Annotated in this window: 28 protein-coding genes and 1 riboswitch; of the genes, 25 read left to right on the forward strand and 3 right to left on the reverse strand. The window is 46.6% G+C overall.

Annotated features, from left to right (window positions below; translation table 11 throughout):
- Positions 1 to 26: 26 nt before the first annotated feature.
- The 9 genes from QYB97_RS09820 (at position 27) to QYB97_RS09860 (ending at position 7,996) form a co-directional block, all read left to right on the forward strand.
- Entirely contained in the window at positions 27 to 356 is a 330-nt protein-coding gene (locus QYB97_RS09820) for a hypothetical protein (RefSeq protein WP_301165823.1), read from the forward strand.
- Between the two features lie 60 nt (positions 357 to 416).
- Positions 417 to 1,067, forward strand: coding sequence for an MOSC domain-containing protein (locus QYB97_RS09825; protein WP_301165824.1), 651 nt, complete (start codon positions 417 to 419; stop codon positions 1,065 to 1,067).
- 113 nt (positions 1,068 to 1,180) lie between these two features.
- Positions 1,181 to 2,254: a peptide chain release factor 1 gene (prfA, locus tag QYB97_RS09830; protein WP_301165825.1), complete on the forward strand. Its 1,074-nt coding sequence runs from the start codon at positions 1,181 to 1,183 to the stop codon at positions 2,252 to 2,254.
- Position 2,255: 1 nt separating this feature from the next.
- Complete coding sequence (gene prmC / locus QYB97_RS09835) at positions 2,256 to 3,134, forward strand: peptide chain release factor N(5)-glutamine methyltransferase (protein WP_301165826.1); 879 nt, start codon at positions 2,256 to 2,258, stop codon at positions 3,132 to 3,134.
- Between the two features lie 42 nt (positions 3,135 to 3,176).
- Positions 3,177 to 3,271: riboswitch (SAM riboswitch) on the forward strand.
- 88 nt (positions 3,272 to 3,359) lie between these two features.
- On the forward strand, positions 3,360 to 4,412 hold the full coding sequence (locus tag QYB97_RS09840; RefSeq protein WP_301165827.1) for an LLM class flavin-dependent oxidoreductase: 1,053 nt from the start codon (positions 3,360 to 3,362) through the stop codon (positions 4,410 to 4,412).
- Positions 4,413 to 4,436: 24 nt separating this feature from the next.
- The gene (locus QYB97_RS09845; RefSeq protein WP_301165828.1) at positions 4,437 to 5,387 is read left to right on the forward strand and encodes an ATP-grasp domain-containing protein; all 951 of its coding nucleotides are present in this window, start codon (positions 4,437 to 4,439) and stop codon (positions 5,385 to 5,387) included.
- A gap of 267 nt (positions 5,388 to 5,654) precedes the next feature.
- Positions 5,655 to 6,329: a stage II sporulation protein R gene (gene spoIIR / locus QYB97_RS09850; protein WP_301165829.1), complete on the forward strand. Its 675-nt coding sequence runs from the start codon at positions 5,655 to 5,657 to the stop codon at positions 6,327 to 6,329.
- Positions 6,330 to 6,394: 65 nt separating this feature from the next.
- Positions 6,395 to 6,838: a GNAT family N-acetyltransferase gene (locus QYB97_RS09855; RefSeq protein WP_301165830.1), complete on the forward strand. Its 444-nt coding sequence runs from the start codon at positions 6,395 to 6,397 to the stop codon at positions 6,836 to 6,838.
- 105 nt (positions 6,839 to 6,943) lie between these two features.
- Positions 6,944 to 7,996: an L-threonylcarbamoyladenylate synthase gene (locus QYB97_RS09860; RefSeq protein WP_301165831.1), complete on the forward strand. Its 1,053-nt coding sequence runs from the start codon at positions 6,944 to 6,946 to the stop codon at positions 7,994 to 7,996.
- A gap of 64 nt (positions 7,997 to 8,060) precedes the next feature.
- Here QYB97_RS09860 and QYB97_RS09865 read toward each other — a convergent pair whose 3' ends face one another.
- Complete coding sequence (locus QYB97_RS09865) at positions 8,061 to 10,268, reverse strand: PAS domain S-box protein (RefSeq protein WP_301165832.1); 2,208 nt, start codon at positions 10,266 to 10,268, stop codon at positions 8,061 to 8,063.
- A 175-nt stretch (positions 10,269 to 10,443) separates the two neighbouring features.
- On the opposite strand from QYB97_RS09865, the gene QYB97_RS09870 reads away from it, so the two are divergent.
- The 4 genes from QYB97_RS09870 (at position 10,444) to QYB97_RS09885 (ending at position 12,883) form a co-directional block, all read left to right on the forward strand.
- Complete coding sequence (locus QYB97_RS09870) at positions 10,444 to 11,001, forward strand: manganese efflux pump MntP (protein WP_301165833.1); 558 nt, start codon at positions 10,444 to 10,446, stop codon at positions 10,999 to 11,001.
- Between the two features lie 81 nt (positions 11,002 to 11,082).
- Positions 11,083 to 11,697, forward strand: a complete 615-nt coding sequence (locus QYB97_RS09875; RefSeq protein WP_301165834.1) for a low molecular weight protein arginine phosphatase — start codon at positions 11,083 to 11,085, stop codon at positions 11,695 to 11,697.
- Positions 11,698 to 11,790: 93 nt separating this feature from the next.
- Positions 11,791 to 12,246 (forward strand): ribose 5-phosphate isomerase B, encoded by a 456-nt coding sequence (gene rpiB, locus QYB97_RS09880; RefSeq protein ID WP_301165835.1) that lies wholly within the window; start codon positions 11,791 to 11,793, stop codon positions 12,244 to 12,246.
- A gap of 64 nt (positions 12,247 to 12,310) precedes the next feature.
- The gene (locus QYB97_RS09885) at positions 12,311 to 12,883 is read left to right on the forward strand and encodes a TIGR01440 family protein (RefSeq protein WP_301165836.1); all 573 of its coding nucleotides are present in this window, start codon (positions 12,311 to 12,313) and stop codon (positions 12,881 to 12,883) included.
- A gap of 46 nt (positions 12,884 to 12,929) precedes the next feature.
- On the opposite strand, the gene QYB97_RS09890 is transcribed toward QYB97_RS09885, so the two are convergent.
- A complete protein-coding gene (locus QYB97_RS09890; RefSeq protein ID WP_301165837.1) occupies positions 12,930 to 13,778 on the reverse strand; it encodes a MurR/RpiR family transcriptional regulator in 849 nt (282 codons plus the stop codon).
- 155 nt (positions 13,779 to 13,933) lie between these two features.
- On the opposite strand from QYB97_RS09890, the gene gnd reads away from it, so the two are divergent.
- From gnd to upp, 6 genes are all read left to right on the forward strand, one after another.
- Positions 13,934 to 14,830 (forward strand): phosphogluconate dehydrogenase (NAD(+)-dependent, decarboxylating), encoded by an 897-nt coding sequence (gene gnd, locus QYB97_RS09895; protein ID WP_301165838.1) that lies wholly within the window; start codon positions 13,934 to 13,936, stop codon positions 14,828 to 14,830.
- A gap of 136 nt (positions 14,831 to 14,966) precedes the next feature.
- Positions 14,967 to 16,514, forward strand: a complete 1,548-nt coding sequence (gene gntK, locus QYB97_RS09900; RefSeq protein WP_301165839.1) for a gluconokinase — start codon at positions 14,967 to 14,969, stop codon at positions 16,512 to 16,514.
- A 218-nt stretch (positions 16,515 to 16,732) separates the two neighbouring features.
- Positions 16,733 to 17,968 carry a serine hydroxymethyltransferase gene (gene glyA / locus QYB97_RS09905; RefSeq protein WP_301165840.1) on the forward strand — a complete coding sequence of 412 codons (1,236 nt, stop codon included), beginning with the start codon at positions 16,733 to 16,735 and terminating at the stop codon, positions 17,966 to 17,968.
- A 246-nt stretch (positions 17,969 to 18,214) separates the two neighbouring features.
- Complete coding sequence (locus QYB97_RS09910; RefSeq protein WP_301165841.1) at positions 18,215 to 18,958, forward strand: DsbA family protein; 744 nt, start codon at positions 18,215 to 18,217, stop codon at positions 18,956 to 18,958.
- A 2-nt stretch (positions 18,959 to 18,960) separates the two neighbouring features.
- Entirely contained in the window at positions 18,961 to 19,368 is a 408-nt protein-coding gene (locus tag QYB97_RS09915) for a disulfide oxidoreductase (protein ID WP_301165842.1), read from the forward strand.
- Between the two features lie 169 nt (positions 19,369 to 19,537).
- Positions 19,538 to 20,167, forward strand: a complete 630-nt coding sequence (upp, locus tag QYB97_RS09920) for a uracil phosphoribosyltransferase (RefSeq protein ID WP_301165843.1) — start codon at positions 19,538 to 19,540, stop codon at positions 20,165 to 20,167.
- 203 nt (positions 20,168 to 20,370) lie between these two features.
- On the opposite strand, the gene QYB97_RS09925 is transcribed toward upp, so the two are convergent.
- A complete protein-coding gene (locus tag QYB97_RS09925) occupies positions 20,371 to 20,769 on the reverse strand; it encodes a DUF3889 domain-containing protein (RefSeq protein WP_301165844.1) in 399 nt (132 codons plus the stop codon).
- A gap of 320 nt (positions 20,770 to 21,089) precedes the next feature.
- Between QYB97_RS09925 and QYB97_RS09930 the strand changes: the two genes are divergently transcribed.
- The 6 genes from QYB97_RS09930 to QYB97_RS09955 all read left to right on the forward strand — a co-directional run bounded on the left by QYB97_RS09930 (position 21,090) and on the right by QYB97_RS09955 (position 23,869).
- On the forward strand, positions 21,090 to 21,314 hold the full coding sequence (locus QYB97_RS09930) for an AtpZ/AtpI family protein (protein WP_301165845.1): 225 nt from the start codon (positions 21,090 to 21,092) through the stop codon (positions 21,312 to 21,314).
- On the forward strand, positions 21,311 to 21,694 hold the full coding sequence (locus QYB97_RS09935) for an ATP synthase subunit I (protein WP_301165846.1): 384 nt from the start codon (positions 21,311 to 21,313) through the stop codon (positions 21,692 to 21,694). Before QYB97_RS09930 ends, QYB97_RS09935 begins: the two co-directional genes overlap by 4 nt.
- A gap of 5 nt (positions 21,695 to 21,699) precedes the next feature.
- Positions 21,700 to 22,410 (forward strand): F0F1 ATP synthase subunit A, encoded by a 711-nt coding sequence (gene atpB, locus QYB97_RS09940; protein ID WP_301165847.1) that lies wholly within the window; start codon positions 21,700 to 21,702, stop codon positions 22,408 to 22,410.
- A gap of 80 nt (positions 22,411 to 22,490) precedes the next feature.
- On the forward strand, positions 22,491 to 22,703 hold the full coding sequence (gene atpE / locus QYB97_RS09945) for a F0F1 ATP synthase subunit C (protein WP_090239739.1): 213 nt from the start codon (positions 22,491 to 22,493) through the stop codon (positions 22,701 to 22,703).
- A gap of 75 nt (positions 22,704 to 22,778) precedes the next feature.
- Positions 22,779 to 23,321, forward strand: a complete 543-nt coding sequence (gene atpF, locus QYB97_RS09950) for a F0F1 ATP synthase subunit B (RefSeq protein ID WP_425589790.1) — start codon at positions 22,779 to 22,781, stop codon at positions 23,319 to 23,321.
- Positions 23,318 to 23,869 carry a F0F1 ATP synthase subunit delta gene (locus QYB97_RS09955; protein WP_301165848.1) on the forward strand — a complete coding sequence of 184 codons (552 nt, stop codon included), beginning with the start codon at positions 23,318 to 23,320 and terminating at the stop codon, positions 23,867 to 23,869. The genes atpF and QYB97_RS09955 overlap by 4 nt, the downstream gene beginning before the upstream one ends.
- Positions 23,870 to 23,874: the final 5 nt, after the last annotated feature.

Consider the following 23,874-nt stretch of genomic DNA (forward strand, 5'->3'; position numbering starts at 1 on the left):
ACATTGATAGTAGAGAGGTGTAGAAAATGTTGGATATTCTATCAAACGGAACCGATTGGAACGAACCTTGTGTTCCGATCACCACACTTATAAAAAGATTAAATGAAAAGCCGCTGGATCCCATTTATGAATCCATGGGAAATTTTATTGTGAAGGTGAATCCTGTAACCGATACGCAGCATGACATACGGCATAAAGGCTGTACCCAATTCTTTGGACACTTTGCTACCATACCCTTTGTTTTTAATATCATAACCGACGAAAAAGTAGTGATTGAAGAGCTCACAAAGGCAATCCGCATCAATCAGCAGCGCCTGGATTATGAAGCGCTGAAAAACCATACATCCATGTATTAAAAAGATTTACGATGCGCATCTCTATAGAGTACGATAAAAGAAAAAACGAGGTGTACATACGTGGAAGGGACACTGGTCGCATTAAATACCGGCAAAGCAGGCACGATTGAATGGCAGGGAAAAGGGGTAAGCTCGGCCATCAATAAAGAAAAAGTGCAGGGGCCGCTCTATCTGTCCAGACTGAATTTTGACGGCGATGAGCAGGCGGACACCATTCATCATGGCGGTCCTGAGAAAGCGGTTTGTGTCTACTCCTATGATCATTATCCTTATTGGGAGAAGGGACTGGGCATGACTCTCCAAGTTCCGACCTTTGGCGAAAATCTTACCGTCAACGGATTGACTGAAGATCAAGTGTTCATCGGGGACATCTTTAAGCTGGGAGAGGCGGTTGTCCAGGTGTGCCAGCCCCGCCAGCCGTGTTTTAAAGTCGCGGCTAAACTGAATCAGCCGTTCATGGTGAAGTGGATACAGGACACAGGCTACTCCGGTTATTACATGCGGGTGCTGGAGGAAGGCAGAGTCGACCCTCAGGACAAGTTGGTGCTGCAGGAGAGGAATGCACGCGGCATTTCTGTTGAGTTTGTAAACAGCATCCTTTACAGAGACAAGGAAAACAAAGAAGGAGTCATGCTTCTTGCGGAGCTCGATGAGCTCGCTGAAGGGGTAAGGACGTCCATGCAGAAGCGATTGCAGTCATTCCCGGGATAAGCGGTATTGCCCGGGTTTTTTGTTTACCACTAAAATGAGCCTGCAGCCTTTTGACTGCTTTACCCCCCTGTATTATAATTAGAATGTTATGCCATTAAAATGAGGTGAAAAGCGTGTTAGAACGTTTAGAAACGATAGAAGTGCGATATGACAAGTTAAACGAACTTTTGAGCGACCCCGAGGTCATCAATGATAACAATAAATTAAGAGAATATTCGAAGGAACAGTCTTCTCTTCAGGAGACAGTAGCCGTGTACCGTGAATATAAGGAAGCAAAGGAAGGCCTGGATGAAGCGAAGCTGATGCTTGAAGACAAGCTGGATCCGGAAATGACGGCCATGGTGAAAGAAGAAATCTCCGAGCTGGAGCAAAAAATGGAGGAGTGCACACAGCAGCTGAAGATTCTGCTTCTTCCAAAAGACCCGAACGATGACAAAAACGTTATCGTGGAGGTGCGCGGGGCGGCCGGTGGAGATGAAGCTGCGCTGTTTGCCGGAGACCTCTATAAAATGTACAGCCGCTATGCGGAAATGCAGGGCTGGAAAACAGAAGTGATCGAAGCAAGCTATACAGAGCTTGGCGGCTATAAGGAGATCATTTTCATGGTAAATGGCAATGGTGCCTATTCCAAGCTGAAATATGAAAATGGGGCACACCGTGTACAGCGTGTTCCTGCCACGGAATCCGGCGGACGTATCCATACATCCACAGCCACTGTAGCGATTCTTCCGGAGGCGGAAGAAGTGGAAGTGGAAATCCATGAAAAAGATGTCCGCGTCGATACCTTTACATCAAGCGGACCGGGAGGACAATCTGTTAACACGACTCAATCCGCTGTCCGACTTACACATATTCCAACAGGAACCGTTGTGTCCTGTCAGGATGAGAAATCACAGATCAAAAATAAAGAAAAAGCGATGAAGGTTCTTCGCGCCCGTGTATACGATAAAATACAGCAGGAAAAACAAAAGGAATATGATGAAAACCGTAAGTCTGCCGTCGGAACGGGAGACCGTTCAGAACGGATCCGCACGTACAATTTCCCGCAAAACCGTGTAACCGACCACCGAATCGGACTGACTCTTCAAAAACTCGACCAGATTTTGCTCGGAAAGCTGGATGAATTTATTGATGCTCTTATCACAGAAGACCAGACCAGCATGATGAAGGCGCAGACGGAAGCGTAAAATGGAAAATAGGAAACGGCATGAAGCCCTGAATTGGGCTTCATCTTTTTTAAAGGAAAAGAAACGCGAACCAGAGGCAGGAGAACTGCTGCTGCGCCATGTGCTCGGCGACCTCAGCCGGACCGAACTGCTGATGGGATTGAACGACCCGATGACAGTGGCCGAGCAGGCGTCCTTTGAAGCCGCGGTAAAAAAACATGGTGAAGGCGTGCCCGTTCAGTATATTATGGGTCATGAGGAATTTTACGGCCGGCGTTTCACCGTAAACCGGGAAGTACTTATTCCAAGGCCTGAAACCGAAGAGCTTGTATATGAAGTGCTTAAGCGGGCAAAATCGCGGTTTGGAGATCAGAAGGAAGTTCAGACCGTTGATGTCGGAACAGGCAGCGGAGCGATTGCGATCACCCTAGCTTTGGAAAATCCGAGCCTTTCTGTGTCCACAGTGGATATTGCCGAGGAGTCGATTGCGGTGGCCAAAGAAAACAGCCGGCGTTTGGGCGCTGGTGTCCGTTTTCTTCATGGTGACCTTCTGCAGCCATGGATTGCAAATAGCGAGAAGGCGGACATTGTGGTCTCCAATCCTCCTTACATTCCTGACTGGGAGATAGAGGGTCTGGAAACGGTTGTGAAGGACCAGGAGCCGATGAGGGCGCTCAGCGGAGGCGCGGACGGCTATGTTTTTTACAGAAGGTTTATGGAAGAATTGCCTCTTGTGCTGAAACCGAAAGCGATTGTGGCTTTTGAAGTCGGGCATGACCAGGGCCAGACGGTGGCGGAAATGCTGCGGGTTACCTTCCCTGGAGCTGATGTGGAGATTGTGCGGGACATCAGCCAAAAGGAACGCATGGTTATTGCAGAAATTGGGTTTTCAAAATATTGACGAAAGTCCTACTTTTGTTGTAGGATTACTATAATAAAATAAATCTTATCCAGAGTGGTGGAGGGACTGGCCCTATGAAACCCGGCAACCCGTTTGAAGGTGCTAAATCCAGCAGGAATCATCCTGAAAGATAAGATTGAAGCGGCGGAAAACTTCTTCTTATCTAAGAAGAGGTTTTTTTGTGTGTTTTTTTACCGTTTCTACTATAGCAGAGGAGAGAAACAGATGAGATTTGGATTTTGGTTACCAATATTCGGCGGCTGGCTGAGAAATGTGGAAGACGAAAATATGCCTCCGACGTTTGATTATGCAAAACAAGTGATTCAGTCAGCGGAAAAATGGGGTTTCGATACAACGCTGATCGCGGAGCTTTATTTAAATGATATAAAAGGACCGGAACAGGACGCCCTGGAAGCATGGACAACGGCAGCCGGCCTGGCTGCGGTTACAGAAAAGATCGAAATCATGACGGCTGTAAGGCCAGGATTTCATAACCCTGCGGTAACGGCCAAGATGGCCGCCAACATTGACCGGATCAGCGGCGGAAGATTCACCCTGAATGTGGTTTCCGCCTGGTGGGAAGAAGAGGCGAAGCAGTATGGCGGTGTCTTTACCGCCCATGATGAACGCTATGAGCGGACACAGGAGTTCATTGATGTCCTAAAAGGACTCTGGACAGAAGAAACCTTTAATTACAAAGGCAAGTACTATGAGCTTTCAAATACAAAACTGTCGCCTAAGCCAGTACAGCGGCCAAACCCTGTTCTTTATGCCGGCGGCGAAAGTGAACGCGGGAAACAGGTTATCTCGTCCTCCTGTGACGCCTATGTCATGCATGGGGGAACCGTCGAGGAAATCCAGGCCAAGGTGACCGATATGAAAGACCGCAGAGCCCAGACAGGAAAAGAACCGTTATCATCGTTTGGGATGGCAGCCTATGTCATCTGCCGGGATACGGAGGAAGAAGCACAGGCTGAACTGGAGCGAATTACAGATGTGAAAGAAACAAGCGGATATGCCGGCTTTAAGGATTTTACAAGCAAATCCCAGCTTGAACAGCAGATACAGCTGCAGGATTATTCCGTTTCCAACCGCGGCCTAAGACCGAACCTGATCGGCACGCCCGAGCAGATCGCCAAGCGGATTGTTGAGTACGAAGAAGCCGGTCTCGGACTGCTGCTGCTTCAGTTCTCACCGCAGCTGGAAGAAATGGAACGATTTTCGAAGCAAATCATGCCATTATTGGAAAAATACAACCAGGAAAAGGCGTTAAGCTAAGGAAACAGAAGGGGAGAGATCACGTTGAAAAAAGTATACATCATCCACGAAAACGATGAATGGACAAACCATTTAATTAAGCGTCTGGACGAGTTGGAGGTACCATACGAAACCTGGCATCTTGATCAGGGTACGGTCAACCTGTCGGAAACGCCTCCGGAAGGAATTTTTTACAGCCGCATGAGCGCTTCCTCCCATACAAGGGGACACCGCTACGCTCCTGAACTCGCGGCAAGTGTAATTGCCTGGCTCGAGCGCCACGGAAGAAAGGTGCTGAACGGCAGCCGTGCCCTTCAGCTTGAAGTCAGCAAGGTGGCGCAGTATCTCGAATTGGAAGCACACGGCGTGAAAACACCGAAAACCATTGCGGCAGCAGGAACGGAACAAATTCTGCAGGCGGCGGAACAATTCAGCGGCCAGCCGTTTATCACAAAGCACAACCGTGCAGGAAAGGGACTCGGTGTTCAGCTTTTTCATTCGTACGAGGGATTGAAAGATTACGTGCTTGGCCCGGATTTTGAGGAGCCGGTTGATGGCATTACACTTATTCAGCAATACATCGAATCACCTGAATCTTTCATCACCCGCTGTGAGTTTGTCGGCGGAAAGTTTGTGTATGCCGTTCGGGTGGACACATCGGAAGGGTTTGAGCTCTGCCCGGCGGATGCCTGCCAGATCGGAGACTTGTTCTGCCCGGTTGGGGAAGAAACGCCGGCTAAGCCAAAGTTTCAGATTCAGCAGGACTTCGCTGAAAGCATTATTGAAAAATATGAACAAGTGCTGGCAGACAACAACATCCAGGTGGCCGGTATTGAATTTATTAAAGACGCTGACGGCACCATTTATACGTATGACATCAATACGAATACCAACTATAACTCGGACGCTGAAGCAGCAGCAGGAAAATATGGCATGCTTGAGCTTGCCAAGTTCCTGAAAAGCGAATTAAATAAAGTAAACCCCGTTCTTGTATAGGACAACATAAAGAGCCTCCCGCTAAGCGGGAGGCTCTTACGTTTTCATCATCTACATGAAAAAGGGGGTGATAGGGATGTCCCTACTATAGCAGACCCTGACTTTAGAAAAAGTAATTATGTGACCTTTTTGATATGTTTAAGAAATTTGTGACATCTGCTTCCCGTTATTTGTCACTTTTTTTCGGGATTTGTTTGATAGTTTAGTAGTATGTTTTCTCCCCGCCCGGTCCACACTGAGGATATAAAACAAAAGGGGAGATTGAACATGAAACGTTCTAAACGATCGGTAATGACATTATTATTTCTATCGCTTATCGCGATGTTGCTGTTTTTTGAAACCCAGACGAAGGTGGCAAACGCCACGATGAATGAATCGGTTAAAATACCGAGCGACGCCATCCGGCTTCGCATTCTTGCCAACAGTGATGCAGAAAAGGATCAGGCGTTGAAAAGAAAAATCCGGGATAAGGTGAACCAGCAGATTACCACATGGGTGGGCGGCCTTGATTCCCATGATCAGGCAGAAAAAGTGATCAATAAGCATTTGCCAGAGGTGAGGCAAGTGGTGGAAACCTATTTGCGTGAGGCTGGCCTGGATATTCCTTATAAAGTACAATTCAATAAAGAGGTAGCGTTCCCAACCAAAATGTACGGCAACTATATTTATCCTGCCGGCAAATATGAAGCTCTTTTGATTACGCTTGGCAAAGGCAAGGGAGCCAACTGGTGGTGCGTGCTTTTCCCTCCTCTGTGCTTCCTCGATTTTGAAAATGGAGATGCGGTAAAAACCGAGCAACAGGGAGTAAAGGAAGTCGCTTCAGGGGCAGAGCAGGACATACCGGCTGTTCAGCAGCCTAAAGAGGAAAAAGTTGAAGTGAAATTTTTCCTGGGAGAGGTCTTCACCTCTGTCGCCAATAAGATTGGCGGGCTGTTCTCTTAAAACCCTGCATAACTTTCATGGTTGTTTCATAGACTTTTACAAAATACTAGAGGAGAGTGAGCGCCATGACCATTCGTTTGAGAGCGGCGATGCCGCACGAGGCAGGAAGTCTCGGTGAGCTGGTAAGGCAGGCTGGTTTAGGCACGGATGGAATGAGGGAAGGGATTGAAAATTACCTTGTGGTGGAAAACGAAAAAGGCGAAACCATTGGAACCGTCGGACTCGAACGGCTGGAAAAGGATGGCCTGCTCCGGTCGTTTGTTTTGAAAAAGGAATATTCCAATGAACAGCTATTTTTACGATTGATTCAGCGAATTTTGCTATACTGTAAAGAAAAAGGAGTAGAAACACTTTATTTGCTGACAAAGGCGGTTCACCTTTTTGAACCCCTGTCATTCCGGCCAGTGCCGGCAGAAGAGGTTCCTGCTCATGTGGAAAACACCGCCCATTATAAAAAAACAGCCGAAAAAGATGTGATCCTGCTTTCATGCAGCCTGCAGGACAAATGATTATCCACAAGTTATGCACAATAAATCGCCTTTTGTGTATAACTTGTGGATAAGATACGGTAAAGGCTGAAAAAAGGAAAGTGGCGGTTTGAAAGGATAGTTGGAATGAAGGAATTTACAACAAACATATGGTCTGTGGATAAAGAAAGTGACTCGCTTTCAGGTCATCCACAGATTATCCAAGCTTCCCTGTGGATAAAAAAGAATGAAGTCATCGCTTTCCCTACGGAAACGGTGTATGGTCTGGGAGGAAATGCAGAGAGCGATGAAGCAATTGAGAAAATTTTTGCGGCAAAAGGAAGGCCGAGTGACAACCCCCTTATTGTTCATATCTCAAGTGTGAACCAGCTGGAGGGCCTGGTGGCTGACATTCCAAAGCGGGCGCAATTGCTGATGGACGCATTTTGGCCCGGACCGCTAACCCTTGTTCTGCCCAAAGGAGAAAGGGTTTCCCGGCGAGTGACAGCAGGACTGTCCACGGTGGCAGTAAGGATGCCGGATCATCCTGTTGCTTTGGAGCTCATTAAGGAAAGCGGGCTGCCGCTCGCGGCTCCGAGCGCCAATATTTCAGGAAGGCCGTCACCAACTGCAGCCCGCCACGTTTTCGAGGACTTGAAAGGGCGAATCCCGGGGATTTTGGATGGCGGGCCAACCGGGGTGGGAGTGGAATCCACGGTGGTGGACTGCACTTCTGAAAAGCTTACCATTCTGCGGCCGGGCGGGGTGACGAAAGAGGAGCTGGAGGAAGTGGCAGGCGAGTCGGCTGTGGATCCTGCTCTTACCACAAACGAATCTGCAGCACCGAAGTCGCCGGGGATGAAATACACCCATTATGCGCCGGATGCGCCCTTATACCTTGTGGATGGATCATCTGCTTTTCTGCAGCAGCTTGTGGATAAGGAAAAAGCCAGAGGAAGGATTACCGGCGTTTTGACATCGGATGAAAACGCAGATTTTTACGATGCAGATACAGTGATACCGTGCGGCTCCCGCAAAGCGCTTGAAAGTGTCGCCCATCATCTTTATGATGCGTTGCGTGCCTTTAACGAGAGTGAGGCGGATATTATTTTCAGTGAGGTTTTTCCGAAAAAAGGCGTGGGCACCGCGATTATGAACCGTCTTGAGAAATCGGCCGGAGGAAAAATAATAAAAGAATGAAAAAGCAGGGCGGCCGCCCTGCTTTTTTTGTGGATGGTAGATCCCGTGAAAACCTGTCCTGGTATCATGCAGGATGGGAGAGAGTGGGAAGGGTGACGGTAAACGTACTGCCCTGGCCCACCTCGCTCGTCACCCGGATGCTTCCGCCGTGGTTTTCGATAATTTTATAGCATACCATCAGGCCGAGACCTGTTCCTTTCTCTTTTGTGGTGTAAAAGGGTTCCCCAAGAGATGGCAGCATGTCCTTGGGTATCCCGCATCCTTCATCGGTAAACACAACGCTCAATTGATCTTCTTCCTGCCGTACAGAAATATAAATATTACCGCCCTCAGGCATGGCTTCTATGGAGTTTTTCAGCAGGTTAATGAAAACCTGCTTTAATTGGCTGTCAGCAGATGAGACCATTGGCAGATCGTCGTCGGCATGGAAATGAATCTGCACATTCATTAAGATGGCCTGTGCTTCCAGCAGAGAAATCACATGGCTCAGCAGCTGCGTAAGATTGGTGGGAACAAGATTCATGACCTGGGGCTTTGCGAGCACCATAAATTCACTGACAATAGAGTTGATCCTGTCAATTTCAGAAAGCATAATCTCGTAATATTCGTTATGGTCCTGAGCCTGGGATTCCAACAGCTGCAAAAACCCTTTAATCGAGGTGAGCGGATTGCGGATTTCGTGGGCAACCCCGGCGGCCAGCTGGCCGAGGACGGACAGCTTATCCGATTTTCTCAGCATCTCTTCTGTTTTCATCCGTTCGGTCAGGTCCCGGGATACGACCACAATGCTTTCTACCTGGTCTTTTTCATTAATGACCGGTGTGGCATTCGTTTCAAGCAAAACATAATCTCCGTTATTATGCTTCCAGCGGGATTCAAATTTAATGGGCTTTCTGGTATGAACCATCTCTCCCATCAGAAGATTAATCCGTTCTCTGTCGTCCGGATGGGCAAATTCTCCTGCATATTTCCCGTAATAGGTTTCAGGCTCGATTCCCAGAATCAGCTTGTTGGATGGTGAACTGTACAGAACCTTGCCCTTGTCATCCGACACCGCGATTAAATCCATTGTATTTTCGGCGATGATCCGATATTTTTCTTCACTCTCGCGCAGTGCTTTTTCCTGGCGTTTTTTTTCTGTAATGTCACGCGAAATGCCTGAGTAGGCATGTACCCGGCCGTTTTGATCCCAGATGGGAAACAGTGTCACGCTTGTATTGAGCAGGGAACCGTCCTTGCGCTGGCAGATCATTTCATGTCCTTTAATGGGGATTCCTTTTTTGACGGTCTGAATCATATGCAGCGATTCCTGCATATATTTGTCCAGCACAATCGGAAGGATGGGGCTTTGGAGGTCTTTGAGCTCTTCTTCCTTCCAGCCAAAGGTTTCCTCGAAGGCGGGATTCAATTTTATCGTTTTCTTTTCAAAATCATAAATGGAAATCATATCGGCCGAATGGGTAAAAAGGGATTCAAGCAATTCTTTCGTTTCTTTGAACTCTGCTTCCTGTGCGATCCGTTCGGTAATGTCCTTTCCGATACAGTACACGCCAAGTACTTCGTCATTAACCGTAATCGGTGTGATGGTCAAGTTGATATAAACCATTTCGCCGCATTTTCTTTTAAGCTTCACCTCATACGTTTGCGAGGGGCCGCGGAGCGTTTGATTGAATCCCCTGTTGTATTTATCCTTTTTGTCATCGGGCAGAAGCGGATGATACGTCATGGCGAGCAGTTCCTCTTCAGAGTAGCCCGTCAACTTCTGGGCGGCGGGATTAACCATCGTGAAGTTCCCCTTTGTATCAATGGAAAACAAGGCATCGACCGTATGGTTAATGAGAGAATGAAACCGCTGCTCGCTTTCGTTCAGCTGTTTTTCTGCAATGATTCGGTCTTGAATATCAATGCAAAAACCGCTCACCTCAAACACCCTGTCTTCTTTAAAAACAGGATGCAGCGAAATAAGAAACGGAACATCATGAAACTCTGCTTCAAACGTGAGCGGCTCTCCCTGCCATGCCCGTTCCAGGCAATGGGTGATAAAGCTCGATTGCTCCGGAATAATGAGGCTGCCTTGTTCATTTTTAAACAGCCATTCTTTCATATATTCCAGCGGTGGGGAGAGGTCGCCGTTCCATTGTGTAACCATAAAAGCTTCCCGGGATTTTTTAAACGTAAAGGTCAGGCTGGTTTGTTTTGTGATTTTCATGCGGCGGGCGTGTCTGTTTTCGTCAGCGGCGGCCGGATGAATCGACTTCCCGTATTCAGTCATGAAATCGCCTCCGATTCTTCCGTTTATCTACTATGTTATTTACGGTAAAAAAAACCATATCCCTGCTTATGTCGAAATTTGATTGTCCATTGGTTTTTTTAGAAACACCCCCTGTCTCATTCTAATCGATGTGGGACGCGCATAAGTTGTACTAGCGGACTAAGGGGGAACGTAAATGGATGTTGTGACCATAGGAGAATGGCTGACTTTATGGGTCATGTCTTTTGCTCTGGGAATGGATGCCTTTTCCATCGGTCTGGGCATGGGTATGCTCCGGTTAAGGCTGAAACAAATCATTAAAATCGGTGTGGTCATCGGGTTGTTTCACATGGGCATGCCGCTTGGGGGACTGATGCTTGGAAAGCAAATTTCCTCTCACTTTGGAGGAATTGCTGCCATTATCGGCGGGTGTCTGCTGCTGCTGCTTGGGATTCAAATGATTCGTTCCTCCTTTAAACCTGGTAACGAACCATTTGTTACACCCGTCGGCTTCGGCCTGCTGCTGTTTGCGCTCAGCGCAAGCCTCGACAGCTTCTCTGTTGGTTTAAGTCTCGGAATTTACGGAGCCAAAATCATACTTACCATTTTTATGTTTGGCGTGATGAGCATGCTGCTGACCTGGTGCGGGCTGATGATGGGACGGAAGGTTCAAAAGTGGCTCGGCTCCTACAGTGAGGCGCTTGGCGGCTTGATTTTGCTCGCGTTTGGCATTAAGCTTTTGTTTCCGCTATGAATATAAAAAGGAACGATTGGCGTACAGGCCAATCTTTTTTTATACTATAAGTAGACATTCCAAAATAAAGGTGGTAACCCTATGAAAAATATACTTTTTGTTTGTACAGGAAATACTTGCAGAAGTCCGATGGCTGCCGCTCTCCTGAGACATCTCGGCAAGGGAAGCCTTGAGGTGCGGTCTGCCGGAGTCTTCGCAGCACAAGGGGCAGGGGCAAGTTCAAATGCCGTAACGGCCATGTCTGAAAAGGGCATTCCTTTTAACCATGAATCAAAGCCGGTGACACGGACCCTGATGGATTGGGCGGATCTTATCCTGACCATGACTGAAAGCCATAAGCATGCGCTCTGCAACAGGTTCCCGGAAGTGGTGAACAAGGTATACACGCTTAAGGAATTTATCTACCAAAATGAAGACTATGAACAAAGGCTGTCAGAACTTCATCAGGCGTATGCCGAAATAGAAACGTTAAGGGTGTTCTACAAAAGCAAATGGAACCAGGCCGGTGAAAACCAGCAGGCGGTTCAGGAAGAATTCGAGCAGGCGATTGCGCCGTTCAAAGAAAAAATTTCTTCACTGGAGCAGGAGCTTCCTTCGCTGGATGTTATCGATCCGTTCGGCGGAGATATCGAGATTTACAGGGAGACCAGAAGTGAGCTTGAATCTCTCATTCATAAGCTGCTGGAAAAAATATAGAACGTTTGCACTGGGCTGTCTGCCGAGAGTGGTTGAAACCGGGTGGAAATGGATTTAAAATCGAATAGACTACAGATTTTACAGGAGGAGAAGATGAGAGTAGCCATAGGTTCAGACCATGCAGGAGTAGAGCTTCGCCAGGAAATCATCGAGATGATGAAGGGAATGGGTATGGAAGTGTTTGATGCGGGATGCGAGTGCAGCACGTCCGTTGATTATCCGGATTACGCCATTCCCGTGGCGGAAATGGTAGCCAGCAATGAGGCAGACCGAGGTATATTAATCTGCGGTACGGGAATAGGTATGAGTATAACGGCAAATAAAGTTAAAGGCATCCGTTGTGCCCTTGTGCATGACCTGTTCAGCGCCAAAGCAACACGCCTGCATAATGACAGTAATGTACTGGCCATGGGTGAGAGGGTCATCGGACCTGGACTGGCTATGGAAATTGCCAAAGTATGGCTGACCACAGAATATGAAGGCGGCAGGCACGGCAAGCGTGTGGGCAAAATCTCAGATTACGAGGAGAGAAGCAGCGAGCGAGTGTAGGTGCTGCAAAGAAAAGGTGATGGAACACAGCTTCCGCGCCTTAAAAGAAGGGAAGATTCAACCAATGAGTGACCAGCTGCAAAACGTAGAGAAGCAGGTCTATCATGCCTTATCCGATTTACAAAAGCAGGCAGGGCTCAAGCCCGGGCAGCTCTTGGTAGTCGGAGCAAGTACGAGTGAAGTGACCGGTGGAAAAATAGGCACTTCAGGAACCATGGAAGTCGCACAGGCTCTTTTTAATGGAGTAAAAATGTTTCAGGAAGAAACCCGGGTGGCAGTGGCGGTACAGTGCTGCGAGCATTTAAACCGTGCCCTTGTTGTCGAGCGGGAAACGGCGGACAGGCTCAGACTTGAAGAAGTCCGCGTGGTGCCGGCAAGATCGGCGGGCGGAGCTCTGGCCACTTATGCTTTCCATCATTTAAAAGATCCGGTGATGGTGGAGTTCATCAAGGCAGATGCCGGAATCGACATTGGCGATACCTTTATTGGCATGCATTTGAAGCATGTCGCAGTACCGGTTAGAACGGAAGTCAAAAGCATTGGTGAAGCACATGTGACGCTCGCCAAAACCCGGCCGAAATTAATCGGCGGGGAGCGGGCCGTCTATCCTTCAAAAGAAGAATTCAGCTGCTTTTAATAGATCAAGAAACCGCCCGGCTCATTTTGAGTCCGGGCGGTTTTTTTTAGAACTTCTTTTCGGAAATCGCAGAGCGCATCCGCTGAAGCGAGGCTTTTGCGGCTTCTTTTCCGGCCATCATCACGTTTACATAAAGAGCATCGATGACGCTGAGCTGCGCGATCCTCGACGACAGGGCCTCAGAGCGGAATTCCGTTTCTGTAGCAACCGTATGAAGAGAAATATCGGACTTTTCACTGAGCGGCGACTTCGCGTAGTCGGTCAGTGAAATAGTGCGGCAGCCGTTTTCTTTTGCGACCGAAAGAACCTGAAGCAGATCCTTGTTCGTTCCGGAATGGGAGATGAACATGGCTGCATCACTCGCTGTGAGCTGGGAAGCAGACATGAGCTGAAAATGGGTGTCGGTATACGCGATGCTTTGCTTTCCGGTGCGTATAAATTTGTGGTGGGCATCCATGGCAATAATTCCTGATCCCCCGTTTCCGTAAAATTCGATCTTGGAGGCGGAAAGAAGGCAGTCAACGGCTTCCTGAAAATTTTTTTCATCCAGCATCCGCCTTGTATCTTCAAGGGTGCGGATGTTGGATTGAAAGACCTTTTCCGCCACCTGTGCCGGGCTGTCCGTTTCGAGAATGGTCTCATGGATGTCCTGCAATGGCCCTACCACATCAGAGGCGAGCGCAATTTTCAGCGCCTGGAATCCTTTGAAACCAAGGCGTTTGCAGAAGCGGAAGACAGTTGCATCCGCCACTTCGAGACGGTCGGCAACCTCATTGATGCTTGAATGAATGATATTCTGCGGATCTTCGAGAATCATATCCGCTATCTTTTTTTCTTTTTCGCTCAATATGCCGTAAGAAGAGCGGATCTTGGCTAAACAATTTGAAGCGGCCATATCTTGTTTCACCTTTTCCTCTGTGAGACGTTTGGCTCTATCATAATATGAAAATTAATTTCTTGTAAACGGAAAAAATTTTAGTATATAATGAGTGTTGAAGAAAATATTTTTCACAAGCTGCAAATGAGCTTGATTGGAAGGGGAAGTAACACATGCAAATCGGAATGATTGGCTTAGGTAAGATGGGTTATAATCTTGTTCTTAATCTTTTGGACCATGGACATGAAGTGGTGGCAACGGATGTAAACCATGAACAAGTTAAAAATATTGCGAACGACGGAGCAACCGGCGCTTACAGCATTAAAGAACTTGTCAGCGGATTAAACACACCGCGCGTAGTTTGGATGATGGTGCCTGCGGGAAACATTACTGAAGATGTGCTCACTGAACTCAAAAACGTCCTGGAGCCAGGCGACATTGTAATCGATGGCGGAAACTCCAATTATAAAGATACACTCCGCCGTGCGGAAGAATTGAAAGAAAAAGACCTTCACTTTGTGGATGTCGGCACAAGCGGCGGTACGGAAGGTGCCCGAAACGGAGCGTGCACAATGATCGGTGCCGAGCCTGAAGTATTTGAAATCATTGAACCGGCATTTAAAGACCTTTCTATTGAGAATGGCTACATGTATACAGGAAAAGTAGGAAGCGGGCATTTCTTGAAAATGGTTCATAACGGAATTGAGTACGGTATGATGCAAGCCATTGCTGAAGGCTTTGAAATTCTTGAGAAAAGCGAATTTGATTATGATTATGAAGCGGTTGCCAAAGTGTGGAACCATGGTTCCGTTATCCGCTCATGGCTCATGGAATTAACGCAAAGCGCATTCTCCAAGGATCCTAAGCTCGATGACATCAGAGGCATCATGCACGCTTCCGGCGAAGGTAAGTGGACCGTGGAAGCAGCCTTGGATCTTCAAGTTCCTGCACCGGTTATCGCACTTTCCCTCATGATGCGCAACCGTTCACTTGAAGATGATACATTTACCGGTAAAGTGGTAGCGGCGCTCCGCAATGAGTTTGGCGGACATGCAGTTGTAAAAAAATAAATGGCAAATCAGGAGGGTGACGTACACTGCATGTCACCCTCTTCTTTTTCATCGGCTCTTCATGTATGTATACGTTAACTTTAGCAGCATACTAAAAGCTGAGAAGAAAAGGGCAAGGCCGGAAAGGATGGAAAGCATGGATCAAAACAAATACTTGATGGGTGTGGACATCGGTACGACAAGCACAAAGGCTGTTCTTTTTGACCGGAAAGGGACGGTTATTTCCCAGCATACAGTGGGCTACCCGTTATTGAGCCCAACGCCGTCAACAGCAGAGCAGGAACCGGAGGAAATCTTTCGTGCGGTGCTTACCTGCATCAACAGAACTATGGCAGACAGCCTGATTGCACCAAAGGACCTTCAACTGGTTTCGTTCAGCTCGGCGATGCACAGTGTGATTGCAGTGGATGCAAAAGGAAAAGCACTGACCAAAAGCATCACATGGGCGGATAACCGCGGGGCTGACTATGCGGAAAAAATTAAAAATGAACTGAATGGCCATGAAGTATACTTGCGGACAGGAACACCCATTCATCCGATGTCACCGCTGACCAAGCTCCTGTGGATGAAAAATGAGCTGAAGGAAGCATACGATCTTACCCACAAATTTGTTGGGATCAAAGAATATGTCTTTCACAAGCTGTTTGGCGAGTTTCTGATTGACCATTCCATCGCTTCAGCTACGGGAATGATGAACCTTGAGAAGCTTGAGTGGGATGAAGAAGCTTTAAACATTGCCGGGGTTACAAGCGACAAATTGTCGAAGCTCGTGCCGACCACCCATGTTGTAAAAGGCCTTTCAACGGAAATGGCAGAGAAGCTCGGCATTCACCAAGAGACTCCTTTCGTGATTGGCGCAAGTGACGGAGTGCTTTCAAACCTGGGAGTAAATGCGATTGATCCCGGTGTTGTGGCGGTTACCATCGGTACAAGCGGTGCGATCCGGACAGTAAGCGACAAGCCGATCACCGACCAGAAAGGCCGGACATTTTGTTATGCGCTTACGGAAAACCACTGGGTCATCGGTGGCCCTGTCAACAACGGGGGCATGACGTTCCGCTGGGTCAGAGACCAGTTTGGCGCAGCCGAATCAGAAACGGCAAAACGCCTGGGACTTGATCCTTATGAAGTATTGACCGAGATTGCCGAAAAGGTTGCTCCCGGTGCAGACGGTCTTCTGTTCCATCCTTATATGGCAGGTGAACGTGCACCGCTTTGGAATGCCAATGCAAGAGGTTCCTTCTTCGGACTGGCACTCTACCATAAGAAGGAGCATATGATCCGTGCCGTGCTTGAAGGCGTCATTTTTAACCTGTACAGCGTTCTTCTGGCGCTTCAGGAGCTCATCGGAATTCCGAAAGGGGTACAGGCAACAGGAGGCTTCGCCCGTTCCGCCCTTTGGCGCCAGATGATGGCCGATATCTTTAACCAGGATGTGACCATTCCGGAAAGCTTTGAAAGCTCATGCCTTGGTGCCGTCATTCTTGGGTTATATGCATTGGATGAGATTGAGGATTTCTCCATCGTTTCCGAAATGGTAGGAAGCACCTATCAGCATACGCCAAATCCTGAAAACGTGGAGACATATCAGGAGCTCATGTCAATCTTTCTTTCTGTATCCAGAAGCCTGGAAGAGGATTATCACAATATTGCAGAGTATCAGCGAAAGCGGCTCGAGCATTAAGAGAACAGACAGGAAAGGGACAAACCTTTCCTGTTTTTGTATGTAACGGTTTCAAACACCGGTAAATTACGTACGTTTTATACATATACTTAATTTATAGTTCGGAAAATATCTAAAATGTATCCGTTATCAATTAAAAATGACCTAACAAAACCCTGAAAAGCTATGTTACAATGGACATGAATTAAGGACTTTTAACACGAAGGGGATGCGCAAACTTGAAAAAGCTAGCTGTTCAAGATCAAGAAGTTTTTGCTGCTATACAAGACGAACTCGGACGTCAGCGCAACAAAATTGAACTCATTGCATCAGAAAACTTTGTAAGTGAAGCGGTAATGGAGGCGCAAGGATCTGTCCTTACCAACAAGTATGCTGAGGGATATCCAGGCCGACGTTATTACGGAGGATGCGAATATGTTGACGTGGCAGAGAACCTCGCAAGAGACCGTGCCAAGAAAATTTTTGGAGCGGAGCATGTCAATGTTCAGCCTCACTCCGGTGCACAGGCGAACATGGCCGTGTATTTCACCATCCTGAAGCCGGGCGATACTGTCCTTGGAATGAACCTGTCCCACGGCGGACATTTAACGCACGGCAGCCCGGTTAACTTCTCAGGCGAGCTGTATAATTTCGTAGAGTATGGCGTGAACGAAGAATCACACCTGATCGACTATGAAGATGTACGCCAAAAAGCGGTTGAAAATAAACCGAAGCTGATTGTTGCCGGAGCAAGTGCCTACCCAAGAGCGATTGACTTTAAAAAATTCCGTGAAATTGCGGATGAAGTCGGCGCTTATTTGATGGTTGATATGGCGCATATTGCCGGACTTGTAGCCACAGGGCACCATGAAAACCCGGTTCCTTACGCTGATTTTGTAACAACTACTACCCATAAAACACTTCGCGGTCCACGCGGCGGAATGATTCTTTGTAAAGAAGAGTTTGCCAAGAAGATCGACAAATCCATTTTCCCTGGCATTCAGGGCGGTCCTCTTATGCACGTGATTGCGGCGAAAGCGGTCGCCTTTGGAGAGGCATTGTCAGACGACTTCAAAACATACTCCCAGCAGATCGTTGATAATGCAAAAAGGCTTGCGGAATCTCTTACTAAAGAAGGAATCACACTCGTATCCGGCGGAACGGACAACCATTTGATCCTGATTGATGTAAGCAAGCTTGGCATTACAGGCAAAATTGCCGAGAAGGCCCTTGATGACATCGGAATTACGGTAAACAAAAATACCATTCCGTTTGACCAGGAGAGCCCGTTTGTAACGAGCGGTATCCGTATCGGTACAGCTGCTGTTACATCCCGCGGATTCGGCCTCGAAGATATGGATGAAATTGCATCCCTTATTGCCCTTGTTGTTAAAAACCCTGAAGACGAAGCTTCATTGAAGGAAGCAAGCGAACGCGTTGCTGCCCTTGCCGGCAAATACAAGCTTTACGAATAATACTAGACACTATGAAAAGGCACCTGCGAGGGTGTCTTTTTTTGTTGAGAACGTTGGGTAAGGAGTTTTCTTTGATTAAGGAAATGGAAATCCACTACTTTAAAGAGCTAAAGATGCTATGAAAAAAGCATTCAAAAGTTAAGAATATGTTCATTTGTAAAATAGAGAGACTTCGTATACTCTTAAGTAGAACTTACTTCTGATTGATTAGTTAGTAAATTAATTTAAGGTAGTAGAGGTGAAATCATGGCGAATCAAAAACCTAAGGCAAAAGGCAAATCGAAGCCCGCAACCAAAAATTACGTAAGAAATAAGAATCAGCGGTCATCCAGCTGGATCTTCTGGGTCATCGGCATTATTGCGCTCGGTATTATTTTTGTGCTGTTTGTGGGGAATTTCGGCGATAAAAACGACGACTCCAACAATGGATCTATCGATTATAAGGATCAGCCATATTTGGGGAAAGAATCCGCGGATGTGAAAGTGCTCGAGTTTGGAGATTACAAATGTCCGGTTTGTAAGAACTTTAACGAGACCCTTTTTCCTGAAATTAATAAAGACCTGATCCAAACAGGTAAAATTAAATTTTATTTCATCAATTACCCTTTCATCAACGTGGATTCCAGACGCTCAGCGCAATTTGCCGAGACGGTCTATAGTGAATTGGGCAACGACAGCTTCTGGAAATTCCATGAGCTTCTGTACAAAAAGCAGCCGGCCGATCATAACGCTGAAAAGCAGGACATTTTTACGGAGGATTTCCTTGTGAAAACACTGGCGGAAGCTACCTCGGAAAAAGATGCCTCAAAAGTGAAAAAGGCATTTGATGCATCCAACCATGACGAGGATGTAAAGAAGGACGAGGCACTTGTAAGCAAGCTGGGCGTAGACTCTACTCCAACTCTGTTTGTGAATGGCAAACGTTTTGAGGGCGGCACGTATGACGACCTCAAAAAGCGGGTTGAAGAAGCATCGAAAGGGAAGAATTAAGGATGAACAGGCCTTTGCTGCTTGGATGGGTAACAGCTGTTATTGCTGTATTGGGGTCATTGTTTTTCAGTGAAGTCCTGCACTATGTTCCCTGTACCTTATGCTGGTATCAAAGAATACTAATGTATCCTCTTGCCGTCTTCCTGGGTGTCGCGTTTTATCACCAGAACAGCCGGATCGCTTCCTATGTTCTTCCGCTGTCGGGTCTCGGTGTTATTGTTTCGGGCTACCATATTGCCCTGCAAAAGATTCCGGCCCTGCAGCAGTTTGAAGCATGCAGCGCGGGGGTTCCCTGTTCTCAGGATTATATTAACTGGCTCGGCTTTATTACGATTCCGATGCTGGCTTTTGTTGCCTTCGTGATTATCACCGCATGCATGCTTGTACTGAGCAGAAGAGAAGAAGAGTAGAGAATGGGGCATCCTGATGGGGTGCCTTATTTTTATGGGAAATTCCGGGATTTTAATTGGAAGCTTTTTAAACCTTGAAGTGGCGCTTCTTTTTCTGTAAAATGCGGTAGAGGTTATGTGCAAGAATTTACGGGATGGACAAGCCCGTTTTAAAAGGAGAGGTAGCAGGATGGGTAATGTTTTTGTTCTGGATCATCCATTGATACAGCATAAGTTAACACATATTCGTGACGTTGAAACAGGAACGAAAGAGTTTCGTGAGCTTGTAGATGAAGTTGCGGGATTAATGGCGTTTGAGATTACACGCGATCTTCCGCTTGAGGAAGTGACCATTCAGACTCCGGTAGCTGAAGCAACAATGAAAGTTATCGCAGGGAAAAAGCTCGGTCTCGTACCGATTCTCCGCGCCGGTCTTGGCATGGTAGATGGAATTCTTAAATTAATTCCGGCAGCAAAAGTCGGACACGTTGGTTTGTACCGTGATCCGGAAACCCTTATGCCTGTTGAATATTATGTAAAGCTTCCGTCCGATGTAGAGGAACGCGACTTTATTGTCATTGATCCGATGCTTGCAACAGGGGGATCTGCTGCAGCAGCCATCACGTCCCTTAAAAACAGAGGCGCGAAAAATATTAAATTGATGTGCCTCGTTGCCGCTCCTGAAGGAATCGATCTGATTCACAGAGACCATCCTGAAGTGGACATCTATTTGGCAGCCCTTGATGAAAAGCTCAATGACCACGGCTATATCGTGCCAGGTCTTGGCGATGCAGGGGACCGACTGTTTGGAACAAAATAAGCAACATGAAAAAGCGCCGGGCTTCCGGCGCTTTTATTTTGGCTGAAACAAAGTACTTTCTTTGCCGTTTGGGTTAAATTTCAATTTTTTTGGAAATACCTAGCTTATATTATGAAGGGCATGAAGGTGGAAAGCGAGATTCAGGGATAAAAAAAGCCCCAGCCACCTGCAGTTGTATGGCAGCGGCCAGAGCATTTTAATCATTAACTGATTTCTTCAAAGGCTACAGAAATTAATTTTCCGTCACTGGCGTTATGAAGGACCTTTACTTTAATATCTTTTTCGACATCATGCTGGGTGACAATAAAATCAAAGAAGTCAATGACTGTTCCGTCAGCGTTTACCCGGCGGGTATCGTACTGATAATCACTGATCGTGCTGTCAGGGTATCTTTCCCTGGTGCGCTCGAGGGCAATTTTCCCCCATCTCGCATAGTCCTGGCGCATGGGAGTGCTCATATTTTGCGGTGTGCCCGAGTTTGGTTGATTGCTATTCATTTGGTGGGATTTTGCTCCATTTTTTCCATCGTTGACACTGTTCATGCAGGCAACAAGCATGACTGAAAAAAACAGGAACAAAAAACCGGTTTTAGTGAGCTTCATATGCATCCTCCCCGGATGAAGTTTGTACTGAAAAGTCTGCTCAAAAACCGGAATTTTATACAATATTGAATAGTTCATAATGTGTATTATGGCGCTATTTTCCTAGAGAAAAGCTATATTATACTGCAATTGAATAAACATATAGGAATTGTGACAGATTTTCCACAAATTATATGATATTTTGCCCGTAATTGCGTTGACACCTAGGTGCCGCTATTGGTATCCTTACAAAGGGATATGGTAAGGTTTTCATGCTAGGACACAAGCGTGTTTGCTGGAAATTATGACGGCCTTATAATGTTCCGAAAGGAGTCCATGCGATGAGCACCGGAAGACGACCTTATAAAGCAATGGCGTTAATGTCAGGTATACTTTCTGTGCTAGTCGGAAGTATATTGCTTGGGCTTTTCGGCGGCAAGTGGCTGGATCGTCTTACAGGAACAAGTCCTTTGTTCCTCATTATCGGCTTGTTTTTGGGGCTTGGAGCCGGCGTTTACGGCATGATTCGTTTAATATCCAATCAATCAGGAGAAGAACGCAAATGACCGAGTACACCACGACCTACCGAAGATACATAAAGTTAACACTCTTTATGCTCTCTTTTTTTGTCCTCGGATATGGAGTTACCTCCTATCAATCCATTTTCCTCGGTTTATCATTCGGCACCCTGTTCAGTCTCTATAATCTTTGGAGCATGTATTCGAGGATCGAACGGCTCGGACAAGCAGTCATTAACCAGCAGAAAGTCAGGACAATGGGTTCATTATCAAGGCTTCTTGTAGGTGGCCTGGCGGTACTGATCGCCATGAGATACCCGCAATTCTTCAATTTGTTAAGTGTGGTAATTGGATTGATGTCTGTCTATATTATCATGTTAATAGATTCACTAACTAAAACCATACGTACCCCAAAGGAAAAGAGGTGAAATAGGTGGAACACGAAGCTCCAATACATACGTTTATGGGTCTTCAATTTAACCTTTCAAACGTACTGATGATTACAGTTTCTTGCGTAATTGTTTTCCTGATTGCTGTACTGGCTACCCGCGCCTTGTCCATGAAACCGGGCGGAATGCAAAACTTTCTTGAATGGGTAGTAGATTTTGTAAAAGGAATCATCAACAGCACAATGGACTGGCATACAGGCGGCCGCTTTCTTACACTAGGTCTTACATTACTTATGTATATTTTTGTTTCCAACATGCTCGGCCTCCCGTTCGCAGTAGCTTTCGATCATGAATTATGGTGGAAATCGCCGACTGCAGATCCAACAATCACTTTAACACTCGCTGTAATGGTAGTGGTGCTAAGCCACTATTATGGAGTGAAGTTAAAAGGTGCAAAACGGTATGGTGCAGAGTACTTCAAGCCATTCAAGCTTTTCTTCCCATTGAAGCTGATTGAAGAATTCGCCAACACACTAACGCTTGGCCTCCGGCTTTACGGTAACATTTACGCTGGTGAAATCCTTTTAGGCCTTCTTGTAGGGCTCGCACATAAAGGTATTTTTGCCGGTATCCTGGGAATCTTCCCGCTGATTGTATGGCAGGGATTCTCCGTATTCGTAGGTGCCATTCAGGCATTTATTTTTACCATGTTAACAATGGTGTATCTTGCCCATAAAGTGGCGGACGACCATTAATTAATATAAGTTCCGTTCTTGGCCAATCCGCCAGGAACAAAAAATAAAATTGCAGGGGAAAAGAAGGGAGAAATACAAAAATGAATCTTATTGCAGCAGCAATTGCAATCGGTCTAGCAGCACTAGGTGCAGGTATTGGTAACGGTCTTATCGTAGGACGTACAGTTGAGGGGATCGCTCGTCAGCCAGAACTTCGCGGTACACTTCAAACAACAATGTTCATCGGGGTTGCGTTAGTTGAAGCACTTCCAATCATCGGCGTTGTTATTGCGTTTATCGTTCTTGGCAGCTAATAACAGCAAGATTTAAAAAGATCTCAATAATGGCGAAGCATGTTTCAAAACTGGAACTTTTCTTCGCCATTCCTTATGTATGACCTATTGAAGGGAGGAAATACCGTGCAATCCTTAATGTTAGGTGCGGCAACCGGTGTTAACGGCGGAGATATTCTCTTCCAGTTACTAGCATTCATTATTCTGATGCTCTTATTACGCAAGTATGCATGGGGCCCGCTAATGGGAATCATGAAAGAGCGACAAAACTTTATTACGAATGAAATTGAAGCAGCAGAAACCAGCCGCAAAGAAGCGGATAAGCATCTTGCTGCTCAAATAGAAGAATTGAAACAAGCGCGTGAAGAAGCACGAGCTATCATTGAAAATGCGAAAAAACAAGGTGAAGCGCAAGGTGAGTCCATCATCAAAGCTTCCCGTGTTGAAGCTGAACGCGTGAAAGAATCTGCATTGGCTGATATCGCCAGTGAAAGAGAGAAAGCTGTCGCTACTCTTCGCAAAGAAGTTGCATCCCTGTCTGTCATGATTGCTTCTAAAGTAATCGCGAAAGAACTGGATGAGCGCAGCCAGGAGAAGTTAATCCAGGATTACCTTCAAGAGGCAGGCGAAGCTAGATGAGCAAGGACCTTACTGTAATTGCAAAACGCTATGCATCAGCTCTTTATGAAGTAGTTGGACAAGAAAACCTTGAACAGTCTGAGGCTGAGCTTCGTGCAGTAAAGGATGTCATGGAAAGCAATCGTGACATTCATAAACTATTGAACCATCCGAAAATTTCTGTTGAACAGAAAAAACAGATTGTAAAGGACAGCCTTGGCACAGAAATTTCCCAGCCGGTTTTGAACACCATTTTATTGCTGATCGACCGCAACCGGGAGAATATCATCGCTCAAATGGCTGGCCAGTTTATTGAACTAGCAAATGAATCGCGCGGCATTGCTGAAGCAACGGTTTACTCTGTACGCCTGTTATCACAGGAAGAAAGAGTCCGTCTCGAGGAAACCTTCGCAAAGCGAGTGGGAAAACAGCATCTGCGCATTGAAAATATTATTGACCAATCCCTCGTTGGTGGGATGAGAATCCGCATTGGCAACCGTATTTTTGACGGAAGCATCCGCGGCAAACTAGAGCGTATCGAGCGCCAATTAGCCACAACACAAGGCTAAAAAGA

Origin of the sequence: Fictibacillus fluitans (genome assembly GCF_030418125.1) — a bacterium.
GTDB classification, from domain to species: Bacteria; Bacillota; Bacilli; order Bacillales; family Fictibacillaceae; genus Fictibacillus_C; species Fictibacillus_C fluitans.